The sequence below is a fragment of the Neisseria sp. HMSC067G12 genome (genome assembly GCF_001812725.1).
Taxonomy (GTDB): domain Bacteria; phylum Pseudomonadota; class Gammaproteobacteria; order Burkholderiales; family Neisseriaceae; genus Neisseria; species Neisseria perflava.
In genome coordinates this window covers 1-21,380 of the sequence record NZ_KV810202.1, presented here as the reverse complement: position 1 = coordinate 21,380, position 21,380 = coordinate 1, and the positions used below count along the sequence as shown (strand labels likewise).

General features: G+C 51.4%; 25 protein-coding genes. 16 read left to right on the top strand and 9 right to left on the bottom strand.

Annotation, left to right across the window (positions count from 1 at the left end; all coding sequences use genetic code 11):
- Nucleotides 1–125 precede the first annotated feature (125 nt).
- Together nadB and nadA are read right to left on the bottom strand one after the other, a co-directional pair.
- Complete coding sequence (gene nadB, locus HMPREF2871_RS06810) at nt 126–1,634, bottom strand: L-aspartate oxidase (RefSeq protein ID WP_004520497.1); 1,509 nt, start codon at nt 1,632–1,634, stop codon at nt 126–128.
- A 51-nt stretch (nt 1,635–1,685) separates the two neighbouring features.
- Nucleotides 1,686–2,798: a quinolinate synthase NadA gene (nadA, locus tag HMPREF2871_RS06805; protein ID WP_003747473.1), complete on the bottom strand. Its 1,113-nt coding sequence runs from the start codon at nt 2,796–2,798 to the stop codon at nt 1,686–1,688.
- An 11-nt stretch (nt 2,799–2,809) separates the two neighbouring features.
- Here nadA and HMPREF2871_RS11970 point away from each other — a divergent pair, with 11 nt between their 5' ends.
- The 3 genes from HMPREF2871_RS11970 to nadC all read left to right on the top strand — a co-directional run bounded on the left by HMPREF2871_RS11970 (nt 2,810) and on the right by nadC (nt 4,850).
- Nucleotides 2,810–2,941, top strand: a complete 132-nt coding sequence (locus HMPREF2871_RS11970) for a hypothetical protein (RefSeq protein WP_004520496.1) — start codon at nt 2,810–2,812, stop codon at nt 2,939–2,941.
- A 13-nt stretch (nt 2,942–2,954) separates the two neighbouring features.
- Entirely contained in the window at nt 2,955–3,893 is a 939-nt protein-coding gene (locus HMPREF2871_RS06800; RefSeq protein WP_049343932.1) for an NUDIX hydrolase, read from the top strand.
- 75 nt (nt 3,894–3,968) lie between these two features.
- Nucleotides 3,969–4,850 (top strand): carboxylating nicotinate-nucleotide diphosphorylase, encoded by an 882-nt coding sequence (gene nadC / locus HMPREF2871_RS06795; protein ID WP_049343930.1) that lies wholly within the window; start codon nt 3,969–3,971, stop codon nt 4,848–4,850.
- A 62-nt stretch (nt 4,851–4,912) separates the two neighbouring features.
- Here nadC and murI read toward each other — a convergent pair whose 3' ends face one another.
- Nucleotides 4,913–5,722 carry a glutamate racemase gene (gene murI, locus HMPREF2871_RS06790; RefSeq protein ID WP_049343929.1) on the bottom strand — a complete coding sequence of 270 codons (810 nt, stop codon included), beginning with the start codon at nt 5,720–5,722 and terminating at the stop codon, nt 4,913–4,915.
- A 61-nt stretch (nt 5,723–5,783) separates the two neighbouring features.
- Nucleotides 5,784–7,013, bottom strand: coding sequence for a multidrug effflux MFS transporter (locus HMPREF2871_RS06785; RefSeq protein WP_049343926.1), 1,230 nt, complete (start codon nt 7,011–7,013; stop codon nt 5,784–5,786).
- 241 nt (nt 7,014–7,254) lie between these two features.
- Here HMPREF2871_RS06785 and HMPREF2871_RS06780 point away from each other — a divergent pair, with 241 nt between their 5' ends.
- Nucleotides 7,255–8,784: a helicase HerA-like domain-containing protein gene (locus tag HMPREF2871_RS06780; protein WP_049343924.1), complete on the top strand. Its 1,530-nt coding sequence runs from the start codon at nt 7,255–7,257 to the stop codon at nt 8,782–8,784.
- 181 nt (nt 8,785–8,965) lie between these two features.
- Nucleotides 8,966–9,445, top strand: coding sequence for a DUF4410 domain-containing protein (locus tag HMPREF2871_RS06775; RefSeq protein ID WP_049343922.1), 480 nt, complete (start codon nt 8,966–8,968; stop codon nt 9,443–9,445).
- 99 nt (nt 9,446–9,544) lie between these two features.
- Here HMPREF2871_RS06775 and HMPREF2871_RS06770 read toward each other — a convergent pair whose 3' ends face one another.
- The 4 genes from HMPREF2871_RS06770 to HMPREF2871_RS06755 all read right to left on the bottom strand — a co-directional run bounded on the left by HMPREF2871_RS06770 (nt 9,545) and on the right by HMPREF2871_RS06755 (nt 12,644).
- Nucleotides 9,545–10,900 carry a PFL family protein gene (locus tag HMPREF2871_RS06770; protein WP_049343919.1) on the bottom strand — a complete coding sequence of 452 codons (1,356 nt, stop codon included), beginning with the start codon at nt 10,898–10,900 and terminating at the stop codon, nt 9,545–9,547.
- 15 nt (nt 10,901–10,915) lie between these two features.
- Nucleotides 10,916–11,188 (bottom strand): ACT domain-containing protein, encoded by a 273-nt coding sequence (locus HMPREF2871_RS06765; protein ID WP_049343917.1) that lies wholly within the window; start codon nt 11,186–11,188, stop codon nt 10,916–10,918.
- Between the two features lie 107 nt (nt 11,189–11,295).
- Nucleotides 11,296–12,435: a polyamine ABC transporter substrate-binding protein gene (locus tag HMPREF2871_RS06760; RefSeq protein WP_049343915.1), complete on the bottom strand. Its 1,140-nt coding sequence runs from the start codon at nt 12,433–12,435 to the stop codon at nt 11,296–11,298.
- On the bottom strand, nt 12,432–12,644 hold the full coding sequence (locus HMPREF2871_RS06755) for a hypothetical protein (protein ID WP_283126916.1): 213 nt from the start codon (nt 12,642–12,644) through the stop codon (nt 12,432–12,434). The genes HMPREF2871_RS06760 and HMPREF2871_RS06755 overlap by 4 nt, the downstream gene beginning before the upstream one ends.
- 119 nt (nt 12,645–12,763) lie before the next feature.
- Between HMPREF2871_RS06755 and HMPREF2871_RS06750 the strand changes: the two genes are divergently transcribed.
- A complete protein-coding gene (locus tag HMPREF2871_RS06750; protein ID WP_049343910.1) occupies nt 12,764–13,300 on the top strand; it encodes an RNA pyrophosphohydrolase in 537 nt (178 codons plus the stop codon).
- A gap of 68 nt (nt 13,301–13,368) precedes the next feature.
- The gene (gene parE / locus HMPREF2871_RS06745; RefSeq protein WP_049343909.1) at nt 13,369–15,354 is read left to right on the top strand and encodes a DNA topoisomerase IV subunit B; all 1,986 of its coding nucleotides are present in this window, start codon (nt 13,369–13,371) and stop codon (nt 15,352–15,354) included.
- Between the two features lie 231 nt (nt 15,355–15,585).
- Here parE and HMPREF2871_RS06740 read toward each other — a convergent pair whose 3' ends face one another.
- Nucleotides 15,586–16,305: a S24 family peptidase gene (locus HMPREF2871_RS06740; RefSeq protein WP_004520485.1), complete on the bottom strand. Its 720-nt coding sequence runs from the start codon at nt 16,303–16,305 to the stop codon at nt 15,586–15,588.
- 236 nt (nt 16,306–16,541) lie between these two features.
- Between HMPREF2871_RS06740 and HMPREF2871_RS06735 the strand changes: the two genes are divergently transcribed.
- The 9 genes from HMPREF2871_RS06735 to HMPREF2871_RS06710 all read left to right on the top strand — a co-directional run.
- Nucleotides 16,542–16,790 (top strand): helix-turn-helix domain-containing protein, encoded by a 249-nt coding sequence (locus HMPREF2871_RS06735; RefSeq protein ID WP_039862369.1) that lies wholly within the window; start codon nt 16,542–16,544, stop codon nt 16,788–16,790.
- Nucleotides 16,791–16,864: 74 nt separating this feature from the next.
- Nucleotides 16,865–18,865, top strand: a complete 2,001-nt coding sequence (locus HMPREF2871_RS06730) for a Mu transposase C-terminal domain-containing protein (RefSeq protein ID WP_049343955.1) — start codon at nt 16,865–16,867, stop codon at nt 18,863–18,865.
- A gap of 35 nt (nt 18,866–18,900) precedes the next feature.
- Nucleotides 18,901–19,815 (top strand): AAA family ATPase, encoded by a 915-nt coding sequence (locus tag HMPREF2871_RS06725; protein WP_049343907.1) that lies wholly within the window; start codon nt 18,901–18,903, stop codon nt 19,813–19,815.
- Between the two features lie 15 nt (nt 19,816–19,830).
- Nucleotides 19,831–20,073, top strand: a complete 243-nt coding sequence (locus tag HMPREF2871_RS06720; protein WP_070588169.1) for a toxin PIN — start codon at nt 19,831–19,833, stop codon at nt 20,071–20,073.
- A 27-nt stretch (nt 20,074–20,100) separates the two neighbouring features.
- The gene (locus HMPREF2871_RS06715; RefSeq protein ID WP_049336928.1) at nt 20,101–20,340 is read left to right on the top strand and encodes a hypothetical protein; all 240 of its coding nucleotides are present in this window, start codon (nt 20,101–20,103) and stop codon (nt 20,338–20,340) included.
- A gap of 99 nt (nt 20,341–20,439) precedes the next feature.
- The gene (locus tag HMPREF2871_RS11890) at nt 20,440–20,595 is read left to right on the top strand and encodes a hypothetical protein (protein WP_162837291.1); all 156 of its coding nucleotides are present in this window, start codon (nt 20,440–20,442) and stop codon (nt 20,593–20,595) included.
- Entirely contained in the window at nt 20,592–20,714 is a 123-nt protein-coding gene (locus HMPREF2871_RS12115) for a hypothetical protein (protein WP_256388733.1), read from the top strand. Before HMPREF2871_RS11890 ends, HMPREF2871_RS12115 begins: the two co-directional genes overlap by 4 nt.
- Before the next feature lie 79 nt (nt 20,715–20,793).
- Nucleotides 20,794–20,961 carry a hypothetical protein gene (locus HMPREF2871_RS11885; protein ID WP_168162677.1) on the top strand — a complete coding sequence of 56 codons (168 nt, stop codon included), beginning with the start codon at nt 20,794–20,796 and terminating at the stop codon, nt 20,959–20,961.
- Nucleotides 20,961–21,380: hypothetical protein (locus HMPREF2871_RS06710; RefSeq protein ID WP_083307495.1), on the top strand; the 420-nt coding region annotated here is incomplete at its 3' end. The genes HMPREF2871_RS11885 and HMPREF2871_RS06710, both read left to right, overlap by 1 nt.

Genomic DNA, 21,380 nt, shown 5'->3' with positions numbered 1-21,380 from the left:
TCAGACGGCCTTTCTGATTTTAGAACAGAATGATAACCCAACTTACGCAACCATAAAGACTGAATACCAACTTTTCAACCATGCTATTCAAATTTATTTGAACGACTTTCTATGACCTGCCAACCTTAACAATCACTATTAAAATGCGCGCCTATGTTCTGTCTCCGCCTGTATGCGGCTTGGGCGACAGCGAGGCTGCATTCGAGTAGGTTGCGGTTTTCGTATTCAGACGCGGTGTGCGGCTCGGCTTGGTTTTGCTTCCAAAGCCGCAGTTGGGCGATGGCGCGGCTCAGGCCGGTATCGTTGCGGAGGATGCCGAGATGGCGTTGGTTGAACGCTTGCAGGGCGGGACGGCTGAAGGTGTTTTGGAGGTCGTCTGAAAAGATACCTGCTTCAACAGAGGGGCTTTCAGACGACCTTTGGGACGGTACAGCTTGGAATGCTTGTCCGTCCGCGATGGTTTGGGCGGCAAGTCTGGCGGTAACGACGCATTCGAGTAGGGAGTTGCTGGCGAGGCGGTTGGCTCCGTGCAAGCCGGTGCAGGCTGTTTCACCTAAGGCGTAGAGCTGCGGCAGGGAGGTTCTGCCGCTGGGGTCGGTTTGGATGCCGCCGCAGGTATAGTGTTGCACGGGGCGGACGGGGATGGCTTGGCGCGTGATGTCCAAGCCGCATTGGGACAGGCAGTGCCGATGGATGGACGGGAAATGCTGGCGGACGAACGCTGCGGGTTGGCGGCTGATGTCGAGCGAGACGAAGTCTTGCGTTTGCTTGGCGATTTCGGCGGCGATGGCGCGGGCAACGATGTCACGCGGCGCGAGTTCGGCGCGGCGGTCGTAATGCGGCATAAACCGTTCGCCCGCTTGGTTGGTCAGGATGCCGCCTTCGCCGCGTACGGCTTCGGAAATCAGGAAGGTACGGCCGTTTTCAGACGACCTTGCCAAGCCTGTAGGGTGGAATTGGATAAATTCGAGGTTTTCGACTGCGCAACCTGCGCGTATCGCCATGGCGATGGCGTCGCCCGTGCATTCGGGCGGCGTGGTGGTGGCGGCGTAAATCTGTCCCAAGCCGCCGCCTGCGAGTACGGTATGGCTGGCACGGATGCTGTAGGTTTCTTGCGCTCGGCGGTCGAGGACGGTCAGTCCGCACGCTGCACCCGATTCGGTTTGGATGTCCAACGCCATCTGCCGCTCGCAAACGCGGATGCTCGGGCGGCGGCGTATTTGGGCAATCAGGCTCTGCATGACTGCTTCGCCCGTGTAGTCGGCGACGTGGGCGATTCGGCGGCAGGTGTGCCCGCCTTCGCGCGTCAGGTGCAAGTCATTATTATTTTGGTCGAATGCCACGCCCTGCGCCAGCAGCCATTCGATTGCCGGTTTGCCTTGCGACAGGATGGTGCGGACGGCAGCTTCGTCGCACAAACCTGCGCCCGCTTCCAAAGTATCGGCGACGTGTTTTTCGATGTCGTCCTCTCCCGACCACGCCGCCGCAATCCCGCCTTGCGCATGACGGCTGGCGGTGTCGTCCAGCCGGTTTTTGCACAAAATGACGATGCGGAACGATTCAGGCAGCGACAGGGCGAGCGTCAGTGCCGCCAGCCCGTTTCCGGCAATCAATACGTCGCAATCGGTTTGCATGGTGTTGTCCTTGTTTGAGAGGCCGTCTGAAACGGCAATATTGACAGCAAATCAGGCGGGTCCCATGCCGTTGAACACATCTTTTTTCTTCAGCCCTGCCGCGAAGTCGAGCATACGCTGCAAAGGCAGTTTGGCGGCTTCGCCCAGCTTTCTGTCCAACAGGATTTCGTTGTGCCCGCTCGTCAGGGCGTGTTTGATGCCGCCCAGCGAATTCATTGCCATCCACGGGCAGAACGCGCAGCTTTTGCAGCTTCCGCCGTTGCCCGCCGTCGGTGCGGCGATAAATTCTTTGTCGGGCGCCTGCTTTTGCATTTCGTGCAGGATGCCCAAATCGGTCGCCACGATGAATTTTTTTTCGGGGCGCGATACGGCGGCTTTCAGTAGTTTGCTGGTCGAGCCGACCACGTCGCCCAGCTCGATGACGCTTTGCGGCGATTCGGGATGAACCAGTACCACCGCGTCGGGGTGTTCCGCCTTCAACGCTGCCAATTCCTGCCCTTTGAATTCGTTGTGGACGATGCACGAACCCTGCCACAACAGCATATCCGCGCCCGTTTCGCGGCGGATATAGTCGCCGAGGTGGCGGTCGGGTCCCCAAATCAGCTTCTCACCGCGCGATTTCAGATACGATACGATTTCCAACGCCACCGAAGACGTTACCACCCAATCGGCACGCGCTTTCACGGCGGCGGAAGTGTTGGCGTACACAACGACCGTGCGGTCGGGGTGTTGGTCGCAAAACGCTGAAAACGCTTCTTCCGGACAACCCAAATCCAAAGAACATTCTGCTTCCAAATCAGGCATCAGCACTGTTTTTTCAGGACAGAGGATTTTTGCGCTCTCGCCCATGAAGCGTACGCCCGCCACCACCAGCGTATCGGCTTCGTGTTCCGCGCCGAAGCGTGCCATTTCCAACGAATCGCCCACGCATCCGCCCGTTTCCAAAGCCAAATCCTGAATCAGCGGATCAACATAATAATGCGCTACCAAGACCGCGTTTTTCTCCTTCAGCAAAGCCTTGATTTCGTCTTTCAGACGACCTGCCGTTTCGCGGTCGGGCGTGTCGGCAACCTTTGCCCACGCCTGACGGATTTGGCAGGCGGAAGTCGGTGTTTGGATGAGGGGCATATCGTAATCGAACGAGCGGCGGGCGGCGGTTTGCATGAGACTTCCTTATGGCTGGTTTTTCAGACGGCATAAAGATTTGCCGTTTATATTTTGAAATATTTTTATATTATGCTCAAATTGAGTATAATAAGCAAGGTCGTCTGAAAACCGCTTTGGTTTACAATAAGGTTTCCTCTTGAATGAAAGCCACGCATGGATGCCTATCCTGAAACAGCAGCCAATACGCAAAGTATCGTCGAGCTTGTTCCTGTACTGATTGCCATTACAAATGGCAGCTTGAGGGTTTTGACAGTTGCCAAAGGAGAGCTATTACCCAATGGCCTGCTTGCACCGCTTCGCCACTCTCTGCAAGCAGGAGTCAGGATGTGGGTTGCCAAACAGACATCACAGCCTATGGGCTATGTAGAACAGCTTTATACGTTTGTAGATACGCGCCGTCAAAACGAGCAAGGCCTACCTGTCTTGTACGTCAGCTATTTGGGACTGGTGCGCGAGGCAGCCGACAGCATCCTGCACCCGGATGCGAAATGGCAGGACTGCTACTGCTATTTTCCGTGGGAAGATTTGCGCACTGACGGCGGGCTGCGCGATACCATCGTCAGCCGCCTGCGCATTTGGGCAAACTCGGCGGATACGGAGGAAGTGCGCCAGAAGCGGCTCAAGCGCATTCAATTGTGCTGGGGGGTAGAACCTGAAAATTGGTCGGAAGAATACGTTTTGCAACGCTATGAAATGCTATACGAAAGCGGCCTGATAGCGGAAGCAGCCGAGTCTCAGGAAAACTTCAATTTCTCACTCACGGGGCAGCCTATGCGCCACGACCACCGCCGCGTACTGGCGACAGCCTTATCCCGCCTACGAGCCAAAATCAAATACCGCCCCGTGATTTTTGAACTGATGCCGCCCGAATTCACACTGCTGCAACTGCAAAACAGCGTCGAAGCCATCAGCGGCAGATTGCTGCACAAGCAAAACTTCCGCCGCCAGATTCAGCAGCAAAACCTCATCGAGCCGTCGGATACCGGCGTATCAGGCAGTAAAGGCCGTCCTGCACAGCTTTACCGATTCCGCGACGACGTCCTACCCGATCAGCTGATTTCTGATATTGGACTGCCGCTGGGTAGCCACTAACTGATTTTCAGACGGCCTCAAATTAAATTTTGTCCCATCAGGCAAATATCAATATTTTTCAACAAAGGAACCTTCATGTCGTCTGAAAACAATCTTCTTCCTCTACCCGATACCCTGTTGCGCCCCATGGTAGAACAAGCCTTGAGCGAAGATTTAGGCAGGCGAGGCGATGTTACGTCCGCCGCCGTTATCACTCCCGACAAAACCGCCAAACTTTTCCTCGTCAGCCGCAAAGACGGCGTTATCGCCGGCATGGATTTGGCGCGTCTTGCCTTTCAGACGATGGATCCGTCCGTCCGTTTCCAAGCCGAAATCCAAGATGGGCAAGCCGTTTGCGTAGGTCAGACACTTGCCACCATCGCAGGAAACGCCCGCGCCCTGCTCGCCGCCGAACGCACCGCGCTCAACTACCTTACGCACTTGAGCGGCATCGCCACCGCCACCGCACGTGCCGTTGCCGAAGTCGCCGAATACGGTACAGACATCGTGTGCAGCCGCAAAACCATCCCCCTGCTGCGCGTCCTGCAAAAATACGCCGTCAGAGCAGGCGGCGGCACAAACCACCGCATGGGCTTGGACGACGCCGTGCTCATCAAAGACAACCACCTCGCCTATTGCGGCAGTATCGCCCAAGCCGTGCAGCAGGCAAAACAGGCGGTCGGACCGTTGACCTGCGTGGAAATCGAAGTGGACACATTGGCACAACTGGACGAAGCCATCGCGGCGGGCGCGGAACGGATTTTGCTGGACAACATGGACGACGAAACCTTGAAAGAAGCCGCAAACCGCTGCCACACGCAAACCGCCCACCCCCACACCGTCTATTGCGAAGCATCGGGCGGCATCGGCTTCGACCGCCTGAAGCGCGTAGCGCAAACCGGCGTGGACGGTATCGCCCTCGGCTATCTGACCCACAGCAGCCGCTCGTTGGACATAGGCTTGGATTTCGTGGCTTAAATTTCGAGTTTGCTATAAAGCAAAGGCCGTCTGAAATTTCAGACGGCCTTTAATATTACTCATCAACCCAATGTAACCATTTCAATTTGTTCCATACTTCTGCCCAAGAAGCGTTCGCCGATGGTACGGAAGCGCAGGGGGATGTCGCTGACGTAGAAACGGTAATCCGGATTGTCGTTTTCTGTGTTCAGCAAACCTGCTTGTGCCAAGGCTTTGGCGGTGGCTTCGGCGGTGGTGATGGCGGAGTCGACCAAGGTAACGTTTTGTGCTTCGCAGCCGATAAGCGGTTTGAGCAGTGGGAAGTGGGTACAACCCAACACCAGCGTATCAATGTCGTCGGCCAAAAGCGGCTTCAAGTATTCGCGCACGGTCAGGCGGGTGACTTCGTGATCGAGCCAGCCTTCTTCTACCAATGGCACAAGCAGGGGCGCGGCTTGTGTGCGCACCAGCGTGTCGTTGTTTTTTGAATGGATGGCACGCGCGTAGGCATTGCTGTTGACGGTGGTGTTGGTCGCGATAATGCCGATTCGGTTGTTTTTAGTGGTTTGCAAAGCAGCTTCCGCACCGGCGGAAATGACGTCCAATACGGGCATATTGCCTGCTTTTTGGCGGATTTTTTGTCCGGCAACGGCAGCGATGGTGTTGCACGCGATGACGAGTGCTTTGACATCGTTTTCCAGCAGGAAATCGACAATCTGCATGGCGAAGGTTTCGATGGTGGCGCGGGATTTGGTGCCATAGGGAACGCGTGCGGTATCGCCGAAATAGATGATGTTTTCCATCGGCAGGCGTTCCATCAGGGCGCGGACGTTGGTCAAGCCGCCGACACCGGAATCGAATACGCCGATGGGGCGTTGTTTGCTGGTACTCATGGTTAATTTCTTCAATATAAAGTCGAGGCCGTCTGAAACCGTTTTTCAGACGGCCTGAAGGTTAAACATATTCTTTTTTATCGTTTTCCATCCAAGCCTGATGCGAGCAAATCCACAACAGTACGATACCGCATACGGTCGAGCTTAACATCATACCGGCCATTACCAAGGCGGAACCATTATGCAGCCAAGTCGTTGCCATACCGACCGATGCGCCGACAAGGGATTGGAACACGCCTAAAACCGCATTTGCGCTGCCGCCCTCTGCACTGAAATAGCTCATAAAGCAGGCCTGAGTGTTCGCACCGACCAAGCCTTGCGTACCGACTGAAAACATCACACATGGCACTAAAGCCCACAAAGGCGGCAAAGACAGCGACAACACCAAAACCGTCATCAGCAGATTGGCGGAAAATTGGACGATAATGCCCCATTTGAGGATGTTTTGCGGATGCGTACCGGTTTTCAAACGCCATGCGGTAACGCGGTTAAACGACATCATGGTAATGATATTGAGCGCAAATATCCAAGCATATTGGTTTGGTGAAACATGATACAGATGTTGGTACACGAACGATGATTCGGTCAAAAAGGCAAACATCGAACCAAAACTGAAAGCTTGGAAAAACAGATAGCCCATCGCGGCGCGTGTTCTCAAAACACGTTTAAACCTGCCGGCTACCACGCCGAACACATCCATGCTGATTTTGCCTTTTTGGTGCGGCTTGGGCAGGAAATACCACATCAATCCCCAAAGCAGCAGCGAATAGCAGGCCAGAAAACCGAAAATCATGCGCCAGCCGCCCAAATTCTGCAAGCCTGCACCAATCATCGGCGCCAGCAGCGGCACAATCATCAGAATAATGCCGATTAAGGCAAACATCTGCGCGGCTTTGCGTCCGGAATAATAATCGCGCACCATCGCACCGGAAATCACCACAGTCATCCCTGCGCCAAACGCCTGCACGGCACGCAAGTTCAGCAGCTGCTCGACATTATTCACCATCGCCAAACCGACAACGGCGGCAAAGTAAATGCTCAAGCCCACCAAGGCCACCGGTTTGCGACCTTTAATATCCGAAATCGAACCGCCGACCACCTGGCCAAACGCCACGCCAAACATAAAAAAGCTCAGGCTTTGCTCGATACGGTGGATGTCCGAACCCAGCGACTTCGCCATTTCGGGAATCGCAGGCAGATAAGCATCGACAGAAAACGGCATCAACGCGACCAACATCGCCATCAGCACGGCCATGGTTTTTTCGCCCAAAGGGGCTTGTTGTGCAGTCATTGCGACTTTCGCTTTCGTAAAAAATATTCAAAAAACAAAGAAAACAACCGCCTTGTCAGACGGTTGCGGATTGGATGGAATTATAGCAGATTTCAACCTTGTCCAATCACTGCAAAAAAACCTTTGCAAAACTTAAGGCCGTCTGAAACTTCGCTTGGTTGAATCCCCTCGCCGCAAACGTTAAAATGCTTGTTTTTTAAGACAACACATTGTTTCACATCACGGATTCTAAGGAATAATCATGACTACATTTCAAATTGCGCGTGCCGACGGGAAAACGCTCGAAATCCAAGGCAAAATGGCCAACCGCCACGGCTTGATCGCCGGTGCGACCGGTACGGGTAAAACCGTGACCCTACGCCGTATGGCGGAAGCCTTCAGCAGCGAAGGCGTCCCTGTATTCTTGGTCGATGTCAAAGGCGATTTGTCAGGCATCGCGCAAGCCGGTGCCAACAGCGGCAAAGTAGGCGAACGCATCGCCGAGTTTGATTTGGGCGAACATTGGCTGCAAAATTTCCCCGTGCGCTTTTGGGATGTTTACGGCGAAACCGGTATTCCCATACGCGTAACCGTTTCAGAAATGGGCCCTATGCTTTTGGCCCGCCTGATGAATCTGAACGATACGCAAGAAGGCCTGCTCAACCTCGTGTTCAAAGTTGCCGATGACAGAGGCTGGCACATTCTGGACTTGAAAGACCTGCGCAGCATGTTGAAACACGTTTCCGACCATGCTTCGGAATACCGCACGCAATACGGCAACGTTTCTGCCGCCAGTATCGGCGCAATTCAACGCCAACTGCTGACTTTGGAAAACGAAGGTGCAGAAAAATTCTTCGGCGAACCTTCCCTCAACCTGCAAGACTGGATGCAAACCGACAACGGCAAAGGCATCATCAACATCCTTAATTCCGAAAAACTAATGTGCTCTCCGCGTATGTACAGCGCGTTTTTGCTGTGGATGCTGGCGGAGTTGTTTGAAACCCTGCCCGAAGTCGGCGATTTGGACAAACCAAAATTTGTGATGTTCTTCGACGAAGCGCATTTGATGTTCGACAATGCCGCCAATGCGTTGGTCGAACAAATCGAACAAGTCGTGCGCCTGATCCGTTCCAAAGGCGTGGGCGTATATTTCGTCACCCAAAACCCGCTCGACTTGCCCGATACTATTCTCGGCCAACTGGGTAACCGCGTACAACACGCCCTGCGTGCCTTCACACCGCGCGACCAAAAAGCAGTCAAAGCCGCTGCCGAAACCTTCCGCAGCAACCCAAACATCAAAGTTGCCGAAGCGATTGCCGAACTCGGCGTCGGCGAAGCCCTCGTTTCCTTCCTTGATGAAAAAGGTATGCCCGAGCCGGTAGAACGCGCCCTCATACTGCCGCCGCAATCTTCCTTAACCCCGCTTACCGCAGAGGAACGCAACCGCCTGTTCCAAAACGACGATTTGTATCCAACCTACAAAGACATGGTGGACAACTACTCCGCCTTTGAAGCATTGGCCGAAGCAGACAGCCAGGCTGCCGCTGAAAAAGAAGCCACAAATGCCGCCAAAGAGCAGGAAAAAGCGCAAAAAACCGCAGAAAAAGAGGCTGCCAATGCCGATCCCGGCATTCTCGGCGGACTGATCGGCGGTTTGAGCGGCGGACGCAAAAAATCCGGCCAAGGTTTGGGCTACAACGTTGCCGACACCATCGGCAGCCAAATCAACCGCCAAGTAACCAACGCCATTTCCCGCAGCGTAATGGGCATTATTAAAAATATATTTAAATAATCAGCCTGCAAATATAAAAGGCCGTCTGAAATTTCAGACGGCCTTTTGTTGTTTATATAAAGCTAAACTTTGAATTACCTTAATATATAAGCATAATAAATTGAAAGAAAAGAAAAAATGATTGATAATTCGATTTGCTTAAACTTAAGCATTTTATCAATTAAAAAAGAGAACTTTTACCATGAAAAAACTACTCACACTAACGGCATTAGCCTTTGCTTTATCTGCTTGTTCAACAACCAGTACTGTTGATTTCGGACAAAAAGAAAAAAGCTACCATAGCTACACTATTCGTGATCTTTCCCAAGATCATATTCCATCTGATACACGCGCACTTTTTACCCAATACTTGAACAATGAATTAACCACTCTCGGTTATACCGTAGGCGATGACTTAGATATTAATATCAATATCGAAAACTTTAATGAAGGAAACCGTGCTCTGCGTTATTGGGTGGGCTTTGGCGCAGGCAAAGCAACGTCAAAAATCGTTACAACACTGGTTGATAAAGAAAGCGGAAAAATTGTCGGTAATATTCAAACTGACGGTATGTTGGCAATGGGAGTATTTGGAGGAAATAGCAAAGATGTTCTGAAAAGATCAGCTAAAGACATTGCCAAAAAAATTGCAGAATCCGGTATTTTGAAAAAAGGGAAATAATCAAGATATTATTTTCTAAAAACGTTTTACCAAATAGCTATAAATAAAAGGCCGTCTGAAAATCAATTTCAGACGGCCTTTTTTTATTTATCAATCCAATCAGTTTTTCATTGATTGAACCGGAGCCGGGATTCTGCCGCCTCGGTTGACAAACACTTCGCACGAACCTTCTTTAACCGGCATCACAGGCGCGTAGCCCAACAGGCCACCGAACTCGACGCTGTCGCCGACGGTTTTGCCGGTTACCGGAATGATGCGCACGGCAGTGGTTTTGCTGTTGATCATGCCGATGGCGGCTTCGTCGGCGATGATACCGGAAATGGTATGAGCAGGCGTGTTGCCGGGGACGGCAATCATGTCCAAACCAACGGAGCAGACAGCGGTCATGGCTTCGAGTTTGTCCAGCGTCAGCACACCAGCTTCAGCAGCGGCAATCATGCCCTCGTCTTCCGAAACGGGGATAAACGCGCCGCTCAAACCGCCGACCGCGCTGGAAGCCATCATGCCGCCTTTTTTCACGGCATCGTTCAGCAAGGCCAAAGCCGCTGTCGTGCCGTGCGTACCGCAGACGCTCAAGCCCATTTCTTCAAGAATGCGTGCCACCGAGTCGCCGACGGCAGGGGTTGGTGCTAACGACAAGTCGAGAATACCAAACGGGATATTCAGCATTTTTGAAGCTTCGCGGCCGATGAGTTCGCCCACGCGGGTAATTTTGAAAGCGGTTTTCTTCACTACTTCCGCAACTTCGGTCAATGTCGTTGCATCTGAATTTTCCAACGCAGCTTTTACGACACCCGGGCCGGAAACGCCGACATTGATAACGGCATCCGCTTCGCCCGATCCGTGAAACGCACCCGCCATAAACGGGTTGTCTTCCACTGCATTACAGAACACGACAATTTTGGCGCAGCCGAAACCTTCGGGCGTGATTTCAGCCGTGCGTTTGATGGTTTCGCCTGCCAGCTTGACCGCATCCATATTGATACCGGCGCGCGTGCTGCCGATATTGATGGAGCTGCACACGATGTCGGTAGTCTTCATCGCTTCGGGAATAGAACGGATCAGCACTTCGTCCGAAGGCGACATGCCTTTTTGCACCAGCGCGGAAAAACCGCCGATAAAGGATACGCCGATGGCTTTGGCTGCCTTGTCCAAAGTCTGTGCCACGCTGACATAAGAATCGGCTTTGGTTGCCGCCGCGATTTGGGCAATCGGCGTAACGGAAATGCGCTGATTCACAATCGGCACGCCGTATTTGGCAGACAGATATTTTGCCGTTGCCACCAAGTCTTTGCCGACCGTAGTGATTTTGTTGTAAATGTTTTGGTTCAACACATCGATGTCGGTGCTGATACAGTCGTGCAAATCAATGCCGATGGTAATGGTGCGCACGTCAAAATTCTGGTCGGCAACCATTTTGACGGTTTCTAAAATCTCGCCGGATTGAATACTCATGGCTCTCCCTCCGACTTAAATACGGTGCATGGCTTGGAAGATTTCTTCGTTTTGCATGCGGATATCAAGCGCGAGTTTTTTGCTCTCTTCCGCAAACAAATCCAAAACCTCTTGACGCGATTTGGGGCATTTTGAAGTGTCCACCAAAATAATCATGGTAAAAAAATCGTCCATCAGCTGTTGGCTGATGTTGAGAATATTGATTTGGTTTTCCGCCAAAATTTTGGAAACGTCGTACACAATGCCCACACGGTCTTTGCCGATGACGGTGATGACTGAGTTGTTCATAACGCGGTTTCTCCTGATAGGATATTTGAAAAGTGTTGACAATTATAACACTCAGGCCGTCTGAAAAACTGTTTCAGACGGCCTGAGTATTCAAATTTCAATTTTAATTATCGCCCTGCTTTCAAAGCCTGCCACAGGCGAACGCTGAGTTTGCTCGCATCGGTTGACTTGGGAGAGACGATGAAACTTTTTTCCATCAATTCTTTGCTTGGGAAAATCGATTCGTCAGAAGTATATTTTTCATCCATCAAATCACGCGCCGGACGGCTGGCCGGAGCATAAGTCACATAGTTGCCGTTTTTGGCCGCCGTTTCCGGGTTGAGCGTGTGATTGATGTATTTGTGTGCATTGGCCACATTTTGCGCATCACGCGGAATCATCAGCGAATCCACCCAAATACCGACGCCGTTTTTCGGTGTCAATACTTCGATTTCTACGCCGTTTCCGGCTTCTTTGGCACGGGTTTTGGCAATATTGAGATCGCCGCCATAGCCTACCGATACGCAAAGGTTGCCGGCAGCCATGTCGTCGATATAGCCGGACGAGGTAAAGCGTTTGATGTCGGGACGCACTTTTTTCATCATATCGACGGCGGCTTTGATGTCCTCAGGGTTTTCGCTGTTCGGATCTTTGCCCAAATAATGCAAAGCCAAGGGAATCTGCTCGATGGCGCTGTCGAAATAGCTGATGCCGCAGGATTTCAGTTTTTGGGTGTATTCAGGGTTAAACACCAAATCCCATTCATTTTCAGGCAGCTTGTCCGTACCCAAAGCCTTTTGAACCTGCTGTTTGTTAATCGCCAGCGTATTGATGCCCCAGAAATAAGGGACGGCATATTCGTTGCCCGGATCGACGGTTTCCATCATTTTCAACAAATCGGGATCGATATTGGCGTAATCGGGAATTTGCGATTTGTCGATTTTTTGATACGCGCCTGCTTTAATCTGACGGCCGACATTAGCAATAGACGGCGCAACCAGGTCATAACCCGACTTGCCGGTCAGCAGCTTGGCTTCCAGCGCTTCGTTGCTGTCGTAGTAATCGTAGCGGACGTTGATATGTGTTTTGTTTTCAAACGCAGACAGCGTGGCCGGATCGACATAATCCGACCAGTTGTAGATATTGAGTTTATCGGTTTGGGAAGAGGAGGTTTGAGATGCGGAAGATTCTGCGGCGGTTCCTTGTCCGCCGCCGCACGCAGTCAAGACGAGGCTCACGATTGCCGCCGCCATCAAAGATTTTTTCATGGTTTCAGACCTTTTGTTCGGGGGGTAAAAATATTGCAGCGGTGGCAGATGCCACTTACAAAAGGGAAACTGTGGGGGCGGCCGGCATGTGTCCTTTGCCCTTGATTCAGCAAGGTTTGCATTAAACGGCAAAAAGCTTTTGAATGCAAGACCTTAAAGCAGAAAAAAATTTCATTTTTCAGACGGCCTGAAGCTATGGTTTTATTCATAAACAACATTTTTTGAAAAACGGTTTCATGCCGTCTGGAAAAAACTGTGGGCTTATTCAGACGGCCTCAAGATTTGTCAAAACCGCCCAATTTGTGGGAAAATTGCACGATTAAATTTAATGAAGGGCGACCCCGTGTTAGACAGAGAAGGCTATCGCCCCAATGTCGGTATTATCCTGATTAACGAACGTAACGAAGTCTTTTGGGGCAAACGCGTACGCGAACATTCATGGCAATTTCCGCAAGGCGGCATCAAGCCGGGCGAAAGCCCTGAGACCGCCATGTACCGCGAGTTGTACGAAGAAGTCGGCCTGCTGCCGCAACATGTCAAAATCGTTGGCCGTACGCGCGACTGGTTGCGTTATGACGTTCCCAGCCACTGGGTGCGCCGCGAATGGCGCGGTTCATATCGCGGACAAAAACAGATTTGGTATCTTTTGCGTTTGGTCGGCCGCGACAGCGACGTCAACCTCCGCGCCTGCCATCATCCTGAATTTGACGGCTGGCGCTGGCACCAATACTGGGCGCCGGTTGACGAAGTCATCGACTTCAAGCGCGGCGTGTATTTGGACGCATTAACCGAACTCTCCCGTTTCTTGCGCGGCATAGAAAGCTATGAAGACTTTATCCGGCGCAATCCAATAGAAAACCTATAATCCAAACGCTTTCAGGCCGTCTGAAAGCGTTGTTTTTCATCCTTTCAGACGGCCTTTACATTATTCCTATGGCTAAAAACAATCAATACAGCGAATCCAGCATTACCGTCCTCAAAGGCTTGGAGCCGGTCAAAGAACGTCCCGGCATGTACACCCGTACCGACAGCCCGACCCATATCTGTCAGGAAGTAATTGATAATGCGGCGGACGAGGCGTTAGGTGGTTTTGCAACTGCAATCGACGTGCAAATTCATGAAGACGGTTCGCTTTCCGTCCGTGATAACGGCCGCGGCATTCCCGTCGGCCTGCACCCTGAAGAAGGCGTACCCGTAGTCGAACTCGTCTTCACCCGTCTGCACGCAGGTGGCAAGTTCAACAAAAAAGACGGCGGCAGCGCCTATGCCTTTTCAGGCGGCCTACACGGCGTCGGCGTATCTGTGACCAACGCCCTTTCCACCCGCCTTGAAGTAACGGTCAAACGCGAAGGCAAAGTCCACCGCATCGTCTTTTCCGGTGGCAACGTCATTGAGTCATTGACTGAAGTGGGCAAATGCGCCGTCAAAGACAGCGGCACCGAAGTGCGCGTCTGGCCGGACGGCAAATATTTTGAAAGCCCGAATTACAGCATTCCCGAACTCGAGCGCCTATTGCGCGCCAAAGCCGTCTTGTTGCCGGGCGTACGCGTTTCCCTGACCCGTCCGGTTAAAGGCGAAAACGAAACATACACCCAAACTTGGCACTATCCAGACGGCTTGAAAAGCTATCTGACCGACCTCATTGCCGACGCGCAAGAAGCCGTGCCTATCTTCTCTTGTGAAAACTACATTTCAGACGGCCACAACGGCGATTTCAGTATCGGAGAAGGCGCCGCGTTTGCCCTGACTTGGCTGGAAGAAGGCTCGTGTGCCAACGAAAGCTACGTCAACCTCATCCCCACCCCTCTGGGCGGTACGCACGAAGCAGGCTTGAAACAAGCCGTGTTTAACGCCGTCAACAACTTCATCAATCTGCACAACCTCTTGCCGCGCGGCGTGAAAGTGCAAAGCGACGACGTGTTCAGCAAAACCGCCTTCGTCCTCTCTGCCCGCGTCCTCGACCCTCAGTTCCAAGGTCAGACCAAAGACAAGCTAACCAACCGCGACGCGCTGAAACTCGTTGCCACCGTATCGGGCGATCCTTTGGAATTGTGGCTGAACCAAAACGTGGACTTCGGCAAAAAAATCGCCGAACTCGCCATCCGTCAGGCACAGGCGCGGATGCGTTCGGTTAAAAAAATCGAAAAGAAAAAAGGCAGCGGCGTCGCTGTCTTACCCGGCAAACTGACCGACTGCGAAAGTGAAGACATCCGCGAAAACGAACTCTTCCTTGTCGAAGGCGATTCCGCCGGCGGCTCAGCCAAACTTGCCCGCGACAAAGCCACGCAGGCCATCTTGCCCCTGCGCGGTAAGGTGCTCAACAGCTTCGAAGTCCACCCCGACCAACTCTTCGGTAACGCTGAAATCCATGATATTTCCGTTGCCATCGGCGTTGATCCGCACGGCATCAACGACAATCCCGACTTAAGCGGCCTGCGCTACGGCAAAATCGCCATCCTGTCCGATGCCGACGTAGACGGTTCGCATATTCAGGTCTTGCTGTTGACCCTGTTCTACCGCCACTTCCCCAAACTGGTCGCCGACGGACACATCTACGTCGCCCAGCCGCCGCTATTCCGCGTCGATGTCAACGCACAAGGCAAAAGCAAACCCGCCCGCAAATTCTACGCCCTCGACCAAAACGAACTCGACAGCATTTTGGAGCGACTGCAAAAAGAAGGCGTCAAAGAAACTGCTTATTCCATCAGCCGCTTCAAAGGCTTGGGCGAGATGAACCCCGACCAGCTCAAAGACACCACTATGCACCCCGACACCCGCCGTCTGTTGCAGGTGCAAATCCCAGAAGGTGCAGATGACGAAACACGCGATATCTTCGTCAAACTGATGGGCAAAGGCGAAGCCGCTGCCCGCCGCGCATGGATGGAAAAAGAAGGCGATACGGCAGAATTGGATATTTAATCTATTGTTTCAATAGACTAAAGTGTGGGGGACTGTTAGTTTTTGCACAAGGAACAAATAGAGTAAAAAAACGCTGAAATCTTCGAAAGATGTGGATTTCGGCGTTTTTTTGTATCCGGAAAAGTTACGCCAGCTTTTTCACAAAACCGCGCCGGAATGCGCGGTTTTCTGTTTAAAGCTGACGAGATTAGGGAATTTTTAAAACTGTTTTAAGAGGTTTTTAAAATGGATTTAATCAATACTCCGGCCATACCACTCAACACGGCCTATGATGGCGATGTCGTCTTGGGCATTACTCAAATCTATTTCAAACGGTGCGTAACGTGGATTTTCAGACGTTACAAGCAGTTTGCCCGGTATACGTTGCACACGTTTGACAAAGAGGTCATTGCCTATACGCAAGACATATAGGCCGTCACGCGGGTCGGTTTCGGCGTGATTGATGAGAATGGAATCCCCATGATTGAGCACACCCTCCATTGAATCGCCTTTAACGGTAATTACAGACAGCTTTTCCGGCTGTTTGGTCACATAGTTGTCAATCCAATATTTCCGGAAAGCCAAGCAGAACAAAGGTTCTTCGCCGAAGACCGGTGCACCATACCCTGCTGCTGCGGCTACGTTGTAGCGCGGCACGAATACAAACTCTGACAAGTCGACAGGGTTGCCCATAGTGTCAGTAATTCCATCAGAATTTCTGCTTACAGAGAATGCCCCGGCGTTTTCTGGTCTGGCTTTATCAAGATACGGTAAGCCTTTGCCGGTCAGCAGCCAGTTCAAATCACACCCGGTAGATTCTTGAATCTTTATAAGGGTTTCAGTGTTTGGAAGGCCGTCGTTATACCAAATCCGGTTAAATCCGGGCGGGCTCATTCCAATATCTCTTGCAATAACCGCAGGCTTTGGGTTATCGCGCCATAAGTAGGTCAATCTTTCTTTAAAAGTATTCATAAGTTATCTCTATATGTGGTTGCATACATAAAAATATCTATGCAACTTTCTATGCAACTAAATGTATTTGGTTGCATAAAATTAATTCGTTTAATAAACAAAACATACAGAAAACCTAAGCGAAAGCTTATATTTTTCTCTATGCAACCGCTTTACATATTATCTGGTTGCATATATTATTCAATCAACCAAGAACAAACGGTTAGAAAAACGGTTTAACGTATGGAGTAAGTGAAATGGTACAAAAAAACGCAGATTGGCACCGCGCAGATATTGTTGCAGCACTCAAAAAACGTGGTTGGTCAGTAAGAGCTCTTAGTGTTGCATCCGGCTTGTCACCAAATACATTGAAAGGCGCATTGCAATTCCCTTATTTGAAAGGAGAAAAAATCATTGCAGATGCAATAGGCGTCCCACCTGAAGTAATTTGGCCGACACGCTATGAAGAACGTAATTTCAAGCCAGTATTAAGTGCTTCGCACTAATTATACGCAGATGTTTAAAAGAAATCATGCAAATGATTACAAATGAACTAAAAGCGGGATAAGTGGAGTTTTATATGCAAACAGATAGTCTTTCATCATCAGAACTCGCAAATTTACGGTTGCCAAATCTACAAGTATCAAGACAGGCGATTGAGAAGCGAGCCAAGACACAAGGCTGGCCGTACATCGAAGAAGTTGGCAAAGCGCGTGGAGGCCGTCTGAAAAAATACTTAATCGCTTCCCTCCCTGCCGAAATCCGAGCAGCCATCATGAAACGGCAGTCGGACGAGCTGGCGGAGAAGATGCCGAAAACCCTGCCCCAAGTCAGACCGGGGACGGCGATGTCGGCTCAGGCACTGGCTGAAGCGGCCAAGCTGTTGAACGAGAAACAACGGTCGGTGGCGGATGCGCGATGTGCGGTGGTGGCGGCGGTGTTGGGGATTAAATATCAATACGGTTGCTCTGCGAAGGCTGCGGTGGCTCAGTTTTTGGGCTTGCTGGCAGAAGGTAAATTGGACGCGGTCACGCTAGGGAATTTGGAAAAGGCCAATGACCGCAGCCGGTCGGCAAAGGTTGGCGAACGTACTTTAGACGGCTGGATTTCTGCTTATTTGAAAGCGGAAAACGCGACAGAGCGGTTGGTTGCTTTGGCTCCGAAGACGACGAAGGTGGTTAAGCCGATTGAGAGCTACGGTTGGTTGCCGATGTTTATGCAGTTTCACAATATCCCGTCAGCGCCGAAACTGGCACACAGCTACCGCCGGTTTGTGCAGTGGGCGGAAGCGGAAAATATGCCGGTCAATGATGTGCCTAACTTGAGTATGGTGCGGCGCGTTTGGGACAAGCTCCCGTTGATTATGCAGGAGCGCGGCAGGAAAACGGGGGCAGCTTATAAATCGCTGCTGCCTTATGTGAAACGTGATTGGGGGGCTTTGAAGCCGAACGATGTTTGGATCGGCGACGGCCACAGCTTTAAGGCGAAGGTGGCTCATCCGGTACACGGCAGGCCGTTTAAGCCGGAAGTGACGGTGATTATTGATGGTTGTACGCGGTTTGTGGTTGGGTTTTCGGTTTCGTTGGCTGAAAGTTGTGTGGCGGTATCGGACGCTCTGCGTATCGGGGTCAAGCATTTTGGTTTGCCTATTATCTATTACTCGGATAACGGCGGCGGCCAAACCGGCAAGACGATAGACCATGAAATCACGGGTATTACGTCCCGACTTGGTATCCGGCATGAAACGGGTATCGCGGGCAATCCGCAAGGACGCGGCATCATTGAGCGATGGTGGAAAGACAATCTTATTGAGATGGCGCGGCAGTATGAGACGTTTGCGGGCGCGGGGATGGACAGCAGCACGAAGAACCTGATGTACCGCAAGATGGAAAGTGCTTTTAACGCTTGGGAAAAAGGCAAGGATTTGACGGAGGAACAACAGAAATATTTGAAAAAACTGCCGAGCTGGTCGCGCTTTATCGCGGATGTGGTCAAGTGTATCGACGAATACAACAACCGCCCGCACGGCGAGCTGCCCCGACATCCTGACGGCGGGCATTATACGCCGAAGGCTTATCGGGAAATGAGGCTGGAACAGGACGGTATCGCGCCGGATATGTTGTCGGCGGAAGAACTGGCGACGATGTTTATGCCGCAAGAGGTGCGAAAGGTACAGCGCGGTTGGCTGGATTTGTTCAACAACTCTTATTTCTCAACTGAGCTGGCGGAGTATCACAAGGACGAGGTACGGGTCAGCTACGATTTGAGCGATGCGTCGGCGGTCAATGTGTTTGATATGGACGGCAAGTTTATCACTAAGGCGCAGGCCAACGGCAATACCCGCGAGGCTTTCCCGACGGCTCGTATCGACCAACTGGCGGAAAAACGCCGAAAAGGCAAAATCAAGCGGGCGGAAAATGCAATCAAGCTCGCAAACGCGGAAGTCAATCCGGCTTTGGAACAGGCTGCGGTTTGGGACGAGCTGGGACATTTGGGCGGAAACGTCATCGAGGCGGAGTATGCGGTATTGCCGAAAACGGGCACGGACGATTTTGTGCTATTTGAGGCGGATAGAAGTTAAAACGGTTTTAAACCTCTTTTAAAAGGACTAAAAAAATGAAACAAATCAATCATACATTGCAACAAAAACTGGCTGAATTTAAAGCCAAATCAGGCATGAACCAAACCCAACTGGCACGCGGTATCGGTACTTCGCCGGCATCCATCAGTATGTATCTGAACGGCACTTATGCGGAAAAAGGCGGCAATTATGAAACCATCGAGCCGAAAATCGAGGCGTTTTTGGAGATGCAGGACAGTAAAGCGCAACGTGAAGAGCTGGTGTTGGGTTTTGTATCGACTAAGACGACACGCCGAATCGCGGAAGTGATGCGCGATGCGCACGAAGGTGGTGAAACGGTGGTGATCTACGGTCAGGCCGGCTTGGGCAAGACGCAGGCGGTCAAAAACTACTGCGAGAAAAACCCCGCGGCCATCTTGATTGAGGCTAATCCGAGCTTTACGGCTTTGGTCTTGATGCGCAAGTTGGCGACTGCGGCGAAGGTATCAGCGATGGGCAGCCTGAATGATTTGTTTGAGTCTGTATCTGACCGCCTGCGCGATTCGGGCCGTCTGATTGTGGTCGATGAAGCGGAAAACCTGCCTTTACGCGCCCTTGAAATTGTACGCCGTCTGCACGATGAGACTGGCTGCGGCTTGGTATTGAGCGGTATGCCACGACTGGTTGCGAATTTGCGCGGTAAGCATGGCGAGCTGGTGCAACTTTATAGCCGCGTGTCTGTTGCGCTGAATTTGGGCGAATCTTTGCCGGATGACGAGCTCTTTGAGATTGCGAAAGCGGCTTTGCCTGATGCGGACGAAGAAACGCTCCTGGAACTGGTTAAACATAGTAACGGCAATACGCGCCGGATGAGCAAATTGATGCGCGGCGCGGTATGCACGGCGAACAAGAACGGTATCAAGATGCAGGCCGGTATCGTTAAGAAATACAGCTCCCTGATTATCCGATAAGAAAGGCCGTCTGAAATGAGACACGAATATGCGGTACACGCCGGAGTCTATGAGGACACTTGGCACGATTATGAAACCCATAAACGGCGGAAGATTTGGCGTGCGGATATACGCGGCAAGCGCAAAGAAGGCTTTGCATGGTTGCAAATCCGCCGACTACGGAAACGCTTCGAGAGCAAAGAGGAAGCCAAGGAATGGGCGGCGCAGGTTAAGGCGGATTGGGTACGCAATAATTTTTTTGCCTTGAAAAAATATTAAGTAATTGATTTATAAGGAAATAGGAAAATGTCTAATTTGTTTTGCGAACGGAAAACCAAGTGGATCGGTTTGGCTTTTTGGTTGTTGTTTTGGGCGGTCTTGGCGGGAACGATGCTGCATAGCTGCTCTAAGCCGGTGGTGTCGGCGGCGAAGTTGGAAATGTCGCGCCGCGAGCGGATGGCGGATTTGGAGGCTCAAGCTTTGGGCGAGCAATACGAGTCGATGAGTACGGAGGAAAAAATGAAAGGGATTGTTTATGAGCGATAAGCCATTGAGCCCTACGGCGAAACAAGAGGCTTTGGATCGGGTGGTCAAGGAAATCCGCGCGAAATATGGCGATAAGGCGATTGTGAAAGGATGTGTGAAATGAGTTTTGGACGACGTAATACGGATTGGCAGGCTTGGGGACAACACCGCAGGCGTGCGACGGCGCGAATGGCGCAAAAAAACAGAGAGCGCGAAATTGAGGAATATCAGGCGCGTTTCAGACGGCCTGCCGAGAAGAAGGAGGAGAAAAAATGATTTGGTTTGTTGTCGGATTGGCTGTGTTGGTGTTGCTGGGGATTTGGCTTGAAATGCTGGCCCGAATCGTCGTGTTGCACATGATAGGTGAAGGCCATGACGGGTATGACGACAATTAAAACGGTAAGCCGTTGATGTTGCTCTATATTTTTTTGCCTTGTTGAAAATATAAGGTATTGATTTAAAAGGATTTAAGAAATGAATCAAAAAGAAATTGCAGAATGGATCGAAGACCGTGGCGAGCTGATGTTGATGAAGAAGGACGGCGAGGGATTTGTGATTGCTGCGCGGTCGCCGGACGGGATGTGGAAGACTGCCGAGGCGGAAACTTTGGCTCGGGCGATAACTTTATGGGAGGAAGTGTGATGGACATTGAGCAATACAACCCTAAAAAAGACCCTAAATACATTGGCTATATTTTCCGATTTTTGAAGAAAAAATCCAAACTGCTTGAAGCTTCGGGAGCTTATCCGCGAATTGTTAAGTTTAAAGATGGGTTCGGCTGGTATATCGGCTGGTTTATTGAAGACGGTCTTGGAGACTTTATTGGCAGCAGGATTTATTACAGCTCCGAAAAAGTTGAGACATTTTGTTTTGTGAAAACCCCTGAAACAGAGGTGGTTACCGAAGTCAAATGGGACGAATACGAACGTATCGGAGGGTGTGCATTAACTGAATGGCATCACAAATGGATTTATGCCAATAAACAATCACGCAAATGCCGCCACTGCGGAAGATGGGAACGGAAAGCCGTCAAGACCGTTAAGACGGTTGAACGTCGAACA